At 29.4% G+C, this 12,898-nt stretch carries 11 protein-coding genes; 5 read left to right on the plus strand and 6 right to left on the minus strand.

What is annotated here, in order from left to right; genetic code table 11:
* The first annotated feature begins 1 nt into the window (after position 1).
* The 3 genes from AAGU07_RS01820 to AAGU07_RS01830 all read left to right on the plus strand — a co-directional run bounded on the left by AAGU07_RS01820 (position 2) and on the right by AAGU07_RS01830 (position 2,584).
* On the plus strand, positions 2-541 hold the full coding sequence (locus AAGU07_RS01820) for an acyltransferase (RefSeq protein ID WP_342457513.1): 540 nt from the start codon (positions 2-4) through the stop codon (positions 539-541).
* A 21-nt stretch (positions 542-562) separates the two neighbouring features.
* Entirely contained in the window at positions 563-1,120 is a 558-nt protein-coding gene (locus tag AAGU07_RS01825; protein ID WP_342457514.1) for an acyltransferase, read from the plus strand.
* Between the two features lie 132 nt (positions 1,121-1,252).
* Positions 1,253-2,584, plus strand: a complete 1,332-nt coding sequence (locus AAGU07_RS01830) for a flippase (protein ID WP_342457515.1) — start codon at positions 1,253-1,255, stop codon at positions 2,582-2,584.
* A 229-nt stretch (positions 2,585-2,813) separates the two neighbouring features.
* Here AAGU07_RS01830 and AAGU07_RS01835 read toward each other — a convergent pair whose 3' ends face one another.
* Complete coding sequence (locus tag AAGU07_RS01835) at positions 2,814-3,005, minus strand: hypothetical protein (protein ID WP_342457516.1); 192 nt, start codon at positions 3,003-3,005, stop codon at positions 2,814-2,816.
* A gap of 34 nt (positions 3,006-3,039) precedes the next feature.
* Positions 3,040-4,281, minus strand: a complete 1,242-nt coding sequence (locus AAGU07_RS01840) for a glycosyltransferase (RefSeq protein WP_342457517.1) — start codon at positions 4,279-4,281, stop codon at positions 3,040-3,042.
* A 720-nt stretch (positions 4,282-5,001) separates the two neighbouring features.
* Here AAGU07_RS01840 and AAGU07_RS01845 point away from each other — a divergent pair.
* Both AAGU07_RS01845 and AAGU07_RS01850 read left to right on the plus strand, forming a co-directional pair.
* Positions 5,002-5,943, plus strand: coding sequence for a class I SAM-dependent methyltransferase (locus AAGU07_RS01845; protein WP_342457518.1), 942 nt, complete (start codon positions 5,002-5,004; stop codon positions 5,941-5,943).
* A gap of 2 nt (positions 5,944-5,945) precedes the next feature.
* Positions 5,946-6,971 (plus strand): glycosyltransferase family 2 protein, encoded by a 1,026-nt coding sequence (locus AAGU07_RS01850; protein ID WP_342457519.1) that lies wholly within the window; start codon positions 5,946-5,948, stop codon positions 6,969-6,971.
* Here the strand turns inward: AAGU07_RS01850 and AAGU07_RS01855 are convergent.
* The 4 genes from AAGU07_RS01855 to AAGU07_RS01870 all read right to left on the minus strand — a co-directional run bounded on the left by AAGU07_RS01855 (position 6,952) and on the right by AAGU07_RS01870 (position 12,884).
* Entirely contained in the window at positions 6,952-9,210 is a 2,259-nt protein-coding gene (locus tag AAGU07_RS01855; protein WP_342457520.1) for a DUF2206 domain-containing protein, read from the minus strand. The two genes, AAGU07_RS01850 and AAGU07_RS01855, sit on opposite strands and share 20 nt — an antisense overlap.
* A gap of 213 nt (positions 9,211-9,423) precedes the next feature.
* On the minus strand, positions 9,424-10,656 hold the full coding sequence (locus tag AAGU07_RS01860; protein WP_342457521.1) for a glycosyltransferase family 4 protein: 1,233 nt from the start codon (positions 10,654-10,656) through the stop codon (positions 9,424-9,426).
* A gap of 66 nt (positions 10,657-10,722) precedes the next feature.
* The gene (locus AAGU07_RS01865; protein WP_342457522.1) at positions 10,723-11,547 is read right to left on the minus strand and encodes a glycosyltransferase; all 825 of its coding nucleotides are present in this window, start codon (positions 11,545-11,547) and stop codon (positions 10,723-10,725) included.
* 143 nt (positions 11,548-11,690) lie between these two features.
* On the minus strand, positions 11,691-12,884 hold the full coding sequence (locus AAGU07_RS01870) for a DUF1972 domain-containing protein (protein ID WP_342457523.1): 1,194 nt from the start codon (positions 12,882-12,884) through the stop codon (positions 11,691-11,693).
* Positions 12,885-12,898: the final 14 nt, after the last annotated feature.

The raw sequence follows: 12,898 nt of genomic DNA on the forward strand, positions 1-12,898 counted from the left end.
ATTGACAAACGAAAACACATGTGAAAATTTAAAAAACAAACTAAAGAAGTGTGGAAACAACGTTAAAATATACCCTCTTTCAAAGATTATAACGCCCGAAGTCATAGAAATAGGAAATAATTCAATGATTGATGATTTTAGTTTCATAAATGGAGGTAAAAGGATTAAAATTGGCAAATATGCCCACATTGCATCTTTTGTAAGCATTATTGGCGGTGGAGAACTAGAACTAGGTGATTATACTGTTTTAGCATGTGGTTCTAGAATATTGACTGGAACTGATACATATCATGGAGGAAAAAGAATGTCTACAGCATTGCCACTTGAACAAAGAAATGTTATTAGAGGTAAAGTTGAAATAAAAAAGGATGCATTCGTTGGGACCAATGCAGTTATTCATCCCAATGTGAAGATTGGAGAAGGAGCAGTAATCGGCAGTTGCAGCCTTGTAACTAAAGATATTGAACCATGGAGCATTAACATTGGAGTTCCCTGTAAAAAGATAGGATATAGGCCGGATGTTACTGTTGAAGATATATAACTTATATTTGTAAATAGTATCATGAATCTAAAAACATTATTTCTTCGTTATATGGGCAAGACGCCCGATCGAGCCGAAAGATTAGAAAGTTACATAAACAATTTCAGAAAAATGGGCATAAAAATTGGAAAAAACGTAGATATGTATGGGGTTTCAATAGACAGTCTATTCCCATTTCTAGTTGAAATAGGAAATAACTGCATAATAACTGGTGGAACTAAAATATTAGCTCACGATGCTTCTTTGAGTCTATTCACAAATCAGTACAAAGTGGGTAAAGTTACAATTTATGATAACGTATTTATTGGAATGGACACAGTTATAATGCCTGGTGTTAAAATTGGCCCAAATGCTATAATTGGAGCTAACTCCATCATCACAAAGACAGTTCCCCCCAATTCAGTTGTAGCTGGAGCGCCCGCGAGGCATATTTGCACCCTTGATGAATTTTTGGATAAACACAAACCTGAAACACAAAGTAAAAATACAGAGATTATCATAGTTGACTCTTCAAAACTAAACAGCGATCAGGAAGTAGTAAACTTTAGAAAATATGTTAAAAACATGGTTAACCAATAAAAATTTAATAATATCAACTTATAAGGTAAGATAAGTATCTACACATTAAAATATGGAATTTAAAGTATTTATAAATTAAATAATAATTGATAAAACCATTCTATATTTATAAATAATTATTAGGCAAATTAAATGAAATTTATAAAAAACGTCCTTTTAACATTTTCTGTCCAGTTAACAGCAGTGATCCTGGGAATAATTATTTCGGTCATTTTAGCTAGAACGCTTGGACCAGAAAAAGTAGGGATATATTCAATAATCATACTAATATTCACACTTTTAAGTACATTTGGAAACCTGGGAATTGCCATATCCAATACATATTATGGTGTAAAAAAAAAATATACATGGAGTGAAATAGCTTCAAATTCATTAATATCCGCATTTTTACTTGGAACAATTATTCTAGCAGCCCTTTTACTATTTTATTATTTCAATCCATCACTATTTGAAAATCTCGATCCAAATCTTTTATTAATAGCTTCAATAACAATACCTTTCATCCTTTTAATGTTATATTTCCAAAATATTTTATTGGGTCAAAACAGGATAGAAGAGTACAACTTTACAAATATCACCCAAAGCATCATCTACCTATCACTGATTGTTATACTTATTTTAGTTGTACATGGAGATTTATGGGCAGTAATTGTTTCATGGACTGTATCCTACGTAGCTGCATCCATTATACCTGTAATAATGGTTTATAGATCTACAAAATTTAAATTACATTTTAATTTAAACCTTTTCAGTAAAAGCGTGAAATTTGGTTTACAAAGCTATTTAGGTAATGTAATCCAGTTTTTTAATTACAGAATAGACATGTTCTTAATTGAGGTACTATTAAACTTTACAAGTGTCGGTTACTATTCTATATCAGTCGGACTTGCAGAATCATTATGGTACTTACCCAGTGCTGTAGGTACCATGGTATTTGCAAGAACTCCTGGTTTAAGTGAAGAAGAAAGAAATAAATCAACTCCTCGAGTTTGCCGTAACACATTGTTTGTAACTATAATACTTGCCATAATTCTATTTTTTACAGGGAAATATATAATATTAATTTTGTTTGGTTTGCAATATTTACCTGCCCTTACACCTTTATGGGCACTTATTCCAGGAATAATTGCTTTAAGTATCTGTAAAGTTTTGAGCAATGAAATAACAGGTCGTGGAAAACCATTAATAATTACCTATGCATCTGTTATATCACTAATTGTTAATATACCCCTAAATATAATTTTTATCCCACAAATGGGAATTACAGGGTCTGCTTTAGCTTCCAGTATATCTTACACTGCCGCTACATTAATAGTTTTAGCAAAATTCCTCAAAATATCAAAGAACACAATTTCAGAAACATTAATTATAAAAAAACAGGACATTAAGCTTTATAATGAATTTTTATTGAAAATAAGAGAAGTTGTCCAAGTTAGATTTAAAAAAATTATTTCAAAATATTAATTCTTATTTTTAATTTTTCTCCATATTGTGATGATAAATAACAAACATTTTCCTTATCCTAATGTTTAACGGTGAAAAATAGATTAAGAAAAGCATCGCCTGCCAAGGATATTGTAGATGATATCGATGCTCCCATTACATTAAAGTGAGGAATTAATATAATATCTAAAATAACATTTATTGACATCATTAAAGCCGTTATTTTAAGGTTAAATTTGCTCTTCCTATACTAATTAATGCCCCAATTATTGGTTGAGCAATACTCCCCCTTATTACCGTCCCTATAAGCAATATCTGCAAAAATAACGGCATAAAGGTAGTTAGATTTATACAATATATTTATTATATCCGTTGCAAAAAATCCAACCAATAACCCTAAAAATACTAAAATAACAGTTGAATATTTCATAGTTTTATCCATTTAATATCACTAACTCATTTTTAAGCGTGCAACCTTAGTTTTTTTTAATAATAATGTTAAAAACATCCGAAAATTTTTTAGCCATCTCTTTATGGCTGTATTTATTCATTTCTTCAGAAATTCCATTATAACTAACTTTTCCATTGGATTTAAATTCAGAATATGCCCTAAATATTTCTTCTTTTATCTCTTCTATACCATTTAAACTAATACCTGCACCAGTTTTTGCAAGTAATTCATCGATTACTCCTCCTTTGTAACCTATAGAAATTATTGGCCTTTTTGCAGCGAGATATTCAAAAATTTTGCCTGTAAAAACTCCTTCTTCCTGAGGATTATCCCACATCAATAATAACAACATCTGGGATCTCCATTCCCTTTTAATTACTTCATCTCGCGGAATTAACCCATGTATATTAACTATATCTGCTATATCGTACTTTTCTACCGTTTCCCTAAGCAGATCATCATCAGGCCCAAAAAAATTAATTTCAAAATCAGCCATATTTATTTTATTTTCCAGATCTAATTGTTTAATTGCATCAAATAAAATTCCAGGATCTCTCTTGCCATTCCATAAACCTCCAGCATAAGTTATACTGAATTTTTCTGTTAAAGGAATTCCGGGATTGACATTTTCTGGATCAAAACCATTGGGAATTATAAAGATATCTTCATGAGTTTTATGTAATTTTTTCAAAATTTTAGCTAGAGGTTTAGAAACTATTATTAAACAATTGGCTTTGGTTAATGTTTTTACTTCTAACCTTTTTTCTAATAATTTACGTAGAAAAAAATGGCTATACTTATAATAACTATATTGTGTCCATAAATCACGCATATCTGCTACCCATGGGATTCCATGCTTTTCTTTTAAACTTTTAGCAATTGAATGAGGAGTTACTGGAGGAAAAGAACTAACTATTACATCCACATCTTGATTTTTCAGCAGATCATCTGCAGCCTGCACCGCTGGATAATACCAGTACTTTTGTATATCAGGATATAAAAAAAATGCATCCCATAGATATCGGATAATCTTTATAACTAAATTACTGTTCTCATTTACATCCTTAAGCATGTCAGGTAATTTTTTTATATAGTAATTGTCATCATAAGGCACAGTTACTACCCTAAATTTATTTAATTCTGGAGATGGCTTATTTGTCAATACAATAGGCTCCCATCCAAAATAAGGTAAATATTTAATAAGTCCCCCCATCCGAATTGTACCTACAACGGCACTGTGCTTATAATAGATTATTAAAACTTTCATATTAGTATTTTATCAATCATGACATAAATTATTATGGTAATTTAATATAATAATATATTTAAGCTAATTTATTCTAGTTATATGACTAAAAATTAAAAATATCAGTTGAATCACCTAAAAAATACAAAAAGTTAAATTAAAAACGCAAAATTAGACTTTATAACCTTGAATTATCTTCCAAAATAGAGATACAATCCAAAAATAAGGAATTAATATAATAAACTAACTAAAAAGGATAAATAAATAAGTATATCTTTAATTAATCATAGATTTCTTTTTTTAAGTTTTATAAAGTTAAATTATAATTATATTTATTTTTATACAACGTGAATTAAAATTTAACGATTTTTAAGTTTTTAAATTGAATTAAATTATTTAAATTTACACCTAATTGAAAAAAATATTCTTTTTTTTATATTAAAAAAATTTATATATTTTAATATACTAATAATATAATAATAACTATTAATAATAATTAAAAAATACGTTTACATTCATCTTATAGGAGGAATTATTATAAAAATCATTAAAATTATAATTTTTGATATTAAAACTTCCATAAAAGCATTAAAAACATTATAAGATGTTAATATATGATTAAAACAATTTAAACAAATAAATAAAACTTTTAAATCCATTATAAACCTAAAATAATCAAAATTTAAAAAATACATAATTCTAAAAGTCATAATGATACTCCCGGAGTATAGAGTTGATAAAATGAATTGTAAAGTATGTAATAATTCTCAAAATAATAAAATTTACAAAATTAAAGAGATGATGTTCAACTCAGGAGAATCTTTCGATTATTTAGAATGTTCACACTGTGGTTGCCTCCAAATAACTCATGTTCCACCAAATATAGAAAAATACTATTCTGGAAAATATTATTCATTCCAAAGAAAGTATAACAAATTTTTGAAACACACACTAACCACCAAAAGAGATGAATATGCATTATTTAAAAGAAATTTTTTAGGTAAACTACTTTATAAGAAATATCCTCACGACTTATTATTTAACATTGGCAAATGTAACCTAAAATATGATTCAAAAATACTAGATGTTGGATGTGGCTCAGGTAACCTTTTATACTCCTTAAAAAATGCAGGATTTAAAAATTTAGTTGGTATCGATCCTTATTTGAAAAAAGAAATTACATCTCCCCACCTTAAAATCGTTGGAAAAGAGATTCAAGAGATGTCTGAAAAATTTGATTTAATTATATTCAGCCATTCACTAGAACATATGGACAAACACGCCGAGATAATACAAAAAATTTCAAATATTTTAAATGATGGAGGTTACTGCATCGTTAGTATGCCCATAAAAACCGATTACATCTGGGATTTATACGGCACTGATTGGGTCCAGATAGATGCTCCTCGCCATATTCTTATTCACAGCTTTAAAAGTTTTAGTACACTAATAAAAAATGCCGGTTTGAATGTAAAAAGTGTAAAATTTAACTCTAACGAATTTTTATTTTGGGGCAGTGAACAGTATAAAAAGAATATTCATTTAGAATCTGAAAATTCCTATGCAAATAACCCTAAAGGAAGTATTTTTACAGGAAAACAAATCAAAGAATTCAAAGATAACGCAGACGAGTTAAATAAAATAAATTCAGGGGATCAGGCAATTTTTATTTTGGAGCAATGAATATGAGCTCAAAAGTGTCCATTATCATCCTCAACTGGAATGGTTGGGAAGATACTATAGAATGTTTAGAATCTCTTTATCAGATAGATTACCCTAATTATGAAGTAATTCTCATCGATAACAACTCCGGCGATAATTCTATAACAAAGATCAGAGAATACTGCGCAGGTAACATAAAAGTAGAATCCCCTTTTCTCCAGTATAATCCAGAAAATAAACCTATAACCATTACAGAGTACGCTAATAACAAACTTAAATTCGTAGACAAATTAGATGAGAATTTTCAGAATTTATCTTGTACAAAACTAACTTTAATAAAAAATGATAGAAACTACGGTTTTACGGAAGGCAATAATATCGGAATAAAATTTGCACTTGAAAAGTTAAATTCAGATTATATCTTACTTTTAAATAATGATACAGTAGTGGACAAAGAATTTTTAAGAAAAATGGTAAATACAGGAAATAATAACCGTAAAATTGGAATTCTTGGACCTGCAATATACTGGTACAATAATAAAAATATGATCCAATCTGCTGGTGCAAACTTATCCTTTAAAACTGGAAAACAGTATATTTTAGGCAGAAACCAAATGGATTCAGGACAATTTAATGAAATTTTAGACGTTGATTATGTTTCCGGATGTGCACTCCTCATAAAAAGCAGGGCAATTGATAAAATTGGACTTTTAAATGGAACATATTTTTTATACTGGGAAGAAGCTGATTGGTGCATTCGGGCACGTAAAAATGGTTTTAAGGTATGCTGTGTCCCACAGGCGAAAATCTGGCATAAGGAATCCAGCTCTGCAAACAAAGTTATGGATTACTATTTTACCAGAAATACATTCCTGTTTATGAAACAGTATACTAACACGTCCCAATTTGGCATATTCATACTTTACTTTTTTGGATTTAGATTCTGGTTTAAAATAGGGGCGTATATCTTATATTATAAAAATATAAATTTATTATTCTGTTTTTTTAAAGGAGTTAAAGAAGGACTATTCATCCAAAATAAACATTAGATCCTCCATTATCATAAATCTTATTGTAACTTGAAGTAATGAAATTTAGAGGTGAATATCCTTGGTTAGTAACTATATTAGCTCCTTCCATCTGGTTAACACGTATACGTTTTTCTTTAAGGTTGTATGACCCGAAAAATACATATGAGTTTTTATTAATTAAATCCATATAAAATGGAATTTGTCCGACGTTACTTAGTATACCGTAAAGTAAATAAATTCTAATTACATCTGCATATACCATATGACCACTATTTCTATAAGTATTAATCCATTCAGCACCGCTTAATTCCATATTATTAAATACAGGGGAATCATATGATTGCTGTATCGATACTGAAGAGGTATGTTCTTCTCCACCAATGTAGTAAGCTAACCCTGAATCAAAAAATAAAAATATGACCAAAAAAATGGATATTATTTTTAATTTATTTTCATTTCTTATTTTGACCTTTAAAAAATTAAATAATTCTAATAATTTCAAGAATCCAATTATAGCAAATGGGGCTAAAAAGATAATACCAAGATGGAACAATCTAGATGTATTAAGTTGGCTGGAAAAATAAGGAACAACAACACCTGCAATAAGCATTCCTAAAACAACAACACTTAATAACAGGTACTCTTTAGTAAAATTCATTCTATCTTTAAATAAAGTTGCCAGTACGCCCACAACAATTGAAAATTGAATAATTAAGTATAGTAACTTATTTATTTCAGCTAAAAAAAATGCTTGTTGAGTTATAACTACACTTAATCCTTGAGACGTATTGGGTTCTATAATACTTAAAAGATTAGAAGTAATTTGACTTCCTATTTGCACCAGAGATACGAAACCAGAGGATCCAGAACTGTACATATACCACGACAGAACAGAACTGAGGAAAAATATTACAAATGTTGCAGTTAATTTTGTATTATAACCCGACGAAATAGTTTTATTCGGATTTCTAAATCTTTTTATGTAATTTACAGCGTAAAACATCACTAAATAGGCTATAAACAACAAACACAAAATATAGGATACTCCATAATGAGAAACTATCAAAGAAAAACTGAATAAAATTAATAAAAACGAACCTTTAGTATTGCGTAGATCTTTATTTATTAATATTAACAGGATCAATACAAGGAATAATTCAGCAATTTCTTGTTTTGTTATGGAAATAATTTCTGTATAGAAAGTGTACGTTGCCATAAAAAGGAAAGTAGCTAAAAAGGAGATTTTATTGCTGGTTTGTTTCTGGAATATGTGATATAAACCCAAAGGAACTAACGAAAATATAAAAGGATAAATGACCTTATATGTCCAGACAAGTGAAATACCGCTGATATTTGATAATACTGGAGCCAGAATAGAAACACTTAATATTGAATTTATATTACTCGAGACTGCATTATTCCATATCAAATTATGAATTACAATATTCGCTGTGTAATATTCTACATTAATATCCCATCCCCAGATATACATTGAAATTAATGATTGATGTAATAAAAGAGAAATTGAAATGCTGAAAATTGCTAAAGGATATAAATCTGGCGAAAATCCTTTATTAAAGCTTACCAATAACAATATGGAGCAGATTATAATTATTAATGAAATTAAAATAATATTATTATTATAAAAATTCATTAAATACGTTCCAAAAACGCTTATAAACGGTAAAAGAATTAAAAATAGTGCAGATGGATTTAATAAATATTTTTTGTTTATATAGTCTAAATTATCATTATAGCTGAAATTTCTAAAGTACATCTTAATGTTTGTAAACGGTATAAAAAATAACATGTTAAATACGTTTAACGAGGGCTTTTTCTTTGTATTATCCGTTTTATAATGATTTTTATCTTTTAAAATACATAAGATACATAATATGGTTGTAAAAACTAAAAAAGTACAGATCAAACATTCTTTTGAAAGCGGCTGCAATATACCAAGTATGGGGTATATCATATTCATAAATAGTCCTATAAACATTGCCGCCATTACACTTAAGCCTGTGACAAATAAAATATTTTCAATGTTACTTCTAATTTCAGATAATCCCATAATTCGCAAAATCAGCATTCCAGGTATAAATAAAATATAAATAACAGCTATAAACTCTTTAAGTATAGATATATTTATACCCGCATAATCTAAAAATGTTAAACCAAGAAATCCAATCTGAATTAATAAAATGACCATAATGAAATTTTTAATTTTCCAGTTATTTATTTGAAATACGCCATCCATACTATCATACCATTAAACAATTTTATTTCATATTTAGAAGTGATATTAAATTCCTATAACTTTTTATAAGCTGCCATATATTGAGGATATCTGCATCCTTAGGAAAAAAATTTAAATATATTTTTATTAATAATACTCACCATTGAATTCTCTTTGTGACAAATAATCCCTCCATTATTCAGTTTCATGTGAAAATGTTTTTTTAAATAACTTCTAACCTTTAAGAACTTGATGATAGATACTGTTCAATCGATTCTCCATAATTTTCCAATTATACTTGTTTTCATAAGCTTTCCTGCCATTGTCTCCTAATCTTTTCCGCAACCCTTCATTATCTTTTAAACAAGATATTGCCTCTATTAAAGACTTTTTATCTCCATAAGGTATTACTACTCCACAATTCTCTTTTTGCACAATATTCGCCATTGATGTATTTTCATTCACAATTATGGGTATTCCTGATGCCATTGCCTCAAAAAGTTTATTTGGACTAGCGTACACATTGTTAGGAATATCTGGATCATATAATGCCAAAGTCAGATCAGCATCAAGCGTGTTTTGAATTATTTCATCATATAAAACGCCATTTAAGTCCATACTTACATTTTTCATACCATTAGTCAACGATGATAATTTATTTATATAATTTTTTTCGCCGCAGTACCCTTTGATAATTAATTGGACATTTTCCATGTCTTTTATAGCCGAAATAATTAGATCTGTGCATCTTTGCCCTGTTATTTTGCCGCCTAAAAATATTTTAAATTCATTATCCTCCTTATTTTTTCTATTTTTTCTAAATAAGCTCTCTTCAGGAGCATTATTTATTGTTATAATCTTATTTTTAATGTTTTGACCAATTTGATAAATTCTGGAATCATCAGCAATTATAATGACGTCAGCAAACTTCATTGTAAAGTTATCCATGTTTGAAATGAGTGGTCTTAAAAATCCTTCCATTACATCCCCATAAAAATCAAAAATATCATATACAACTGGTTTTCGCTTTATTTTAGCAACTATAATGGAAAAGAAATATGTATCAAAATTAACCGCATGCAAAACATCCCATTTCATAATTAATAGCCAAAATAAAAGAAAACCCCACCAAACAGGAAAATAGAACAATGTTTTGACATGACCCACTGGGACATCTAATTTCAAACTTTTTACTTCTACATCATCATCTAAAAGAAAAGGCCAGCTTCTCTCCCAAATAATAAGACTGACTTTATATCCGCTTTTCTTAAGACTCTCTAATTCCTTTTTTAAACGGGTATCTGGATAAGATATTGCCATTAAAATTTTATTTTCTTTCGGGGTACTCCTTTTAAGTTCATGAATATCTTTAAAGTCATGTACCCCCTCAGGCATTGCCTCTAAATCACAGCCAATATTTTTTTTAATAATTACCTGATCTTCCATTTTTGGTGGTTTTTGCATCATGATATTACCAATTTTTAGTTGTATCCCATAGAGGATTATAATAAAATTTAAGACAAATTTTTACAGTTATATTCTTAAATAACCTGCCATAGTGCTAGAATAATAAATTATCTCATAAAAAAGGAATGATAATGTTAAAAATGGATTTTTCACAAATTTTTTCCAGTTAATAAAAAAAGATGTTCTAAGGGGAGAAACCTGAACCAATCCCATCGATTTGTTCTCTTTCAAAAATTCTTTCATGGTCTGGCCATAGTAGTACTGTTTTGATATGACTTCCTTCAGAGTCCGGGGTTCGCCTAAATGCAAACCTTCAGATTCTACAAAACCGATTTTATAATTTTGAGTTTTTATTCGGTTTTGTATGTCATAATCTTCACCAAAAATCATATTTTCGTTGCATCCTCCTATCTCCTCGAACACTTTTTTCTTATAAAACCGGGAAACATTCCTGCTGGAATCATATTTATAACAATCTTTTTCGAATTTTCTAATTTTAGCCCAGAAGCTTATGCTTGGATCAGGACCCCAATATGTTGATAATGCGTCATAATCACCGTTTTCACATTTTCTTACGCATTCCTGAACCACATTACTGGATAAAACTACATCAGAATCTAATCTATAAATATATTCTCCTTTAGACATTTCTACACCAATATTGGTTTGTTTTGACCTGTTTTTGATATTACCTTCACTCACATTAACATCCCATTTATTAGCTATTTCAACTGTCCTGTCATCAGATCCCGCATCAACTAGTATAACTTCGATGTTGCCGTAGGTCTGATTTTTAATACTATTTAAACATTTTTCAATGGTTTTTTCTGAATTTAGGGAAGGTATAACAATCGATACCAGCGGATCAGCGGAAATTTTTTCTTTTTTCATTTACATTACTCCTAATCCAATGCATAATATCCATTCAAACATGAACTCCAAATTTTAGTAAGTTTAAAGGACCATGTAAAAGTATAATACCGGGATCATGCATATAACATGAAATATTTACAGGAAAATATAAATCCATATGATCATACTCTTTTTCGCTCATAATCCATCTCCAAAGTTGTGATTAATTCATTATCTTCCTGAGAAATTTGCTTGAAGAGAGAAATGTAATTTTCAGTGATCTTATCCCATGAATAACCCTCCAACACACGATGATAAACTTCATCCTTAAGATATAGACAGGTTTCAGGATAGTTATATACGAGTTCAAGTTTTCTTGTAAGTTCAGAGCTGTTTTTAAAATAAAATGCAGATTTTCCACAAACTTCGCGGTTAAATGGATTATCATGGGCTATAATTATATTACGAGAAACCGCTGCCTCTAAAAGGGAAGGATTAGTTCCCCCAACCGAATGACCATGAATATAAGCCCTGCAATTCTGCCTGAGCATGTTTAAAAATTTTTGATCATAGATTGATCCCATAAATATTACATCAGAGGGCATATCGACAGTTATAGACTCAATTTTTTTCTGATATTGGGAACTGGTGAAATCCCCCACGATCAAAAGAGGGATGTCAACATTTAACTGGGAAAACGCCTCAACTATGGTTTGAATATTATTTTCCGGCTCCATACGGGCTACCACCAAAAAATAATTTCCAGGAGTTATTCTAAAGGAAGTATATTTTTTAATCTGCTCTTTAAAGTCGTCATTCCCTACAATAGGATCACATGCGTCGATACCATATGAAATATAGACTGTTTTGTCCAGATATTTATTATTTACATAATTTTTCATCTCTTGAGAATCGACAATTATTTTATGTGCAAATATGGTTGCCATTATATGATTTAATTTCAGAAGCCATCTCTCAAATAGATTGAACTTACTCCTCTTCCACATGACTCCATCTACGTTTACAATAAGCTTTGACTTCCGATTGAGGATCAATGGAATGAAAAGAAACATACCTACTTCTATACCAAGGAAATAAATCAGTTCATGTTTTCGGCTTAATTTTATCAGAAAATATATATCCGAAAGATTCTCATAAAACTTTCTTAAAAAATAATTTTCAGGTGGTTTTATTGGAAAGTATTCCAGTGCTGCGCCATTATAACTATTTTTGCGCGAATGAGGGGATTCATATTCGCAGCTTACCGAAACTTCATATCCTCTTTCTACCAGATTTTCAGTTAATCCCTGTGCAAATGTTTCAAATCCACCATATTTGGCAGGTATACCTCTTGAGCCCACAATTGCAATTTTCATATTGGCACCTATTT

Source organism: Methanobacterium sp. (genome assembly GCF_038562635.1).
In the GTDB taxonomy this organism is placed as follows: domain Archaea; phylum Methanobacteriota; class Methanobacteria; order Methanobacteriales; family Methanobacteriaceae; genus Methanobacterium_D.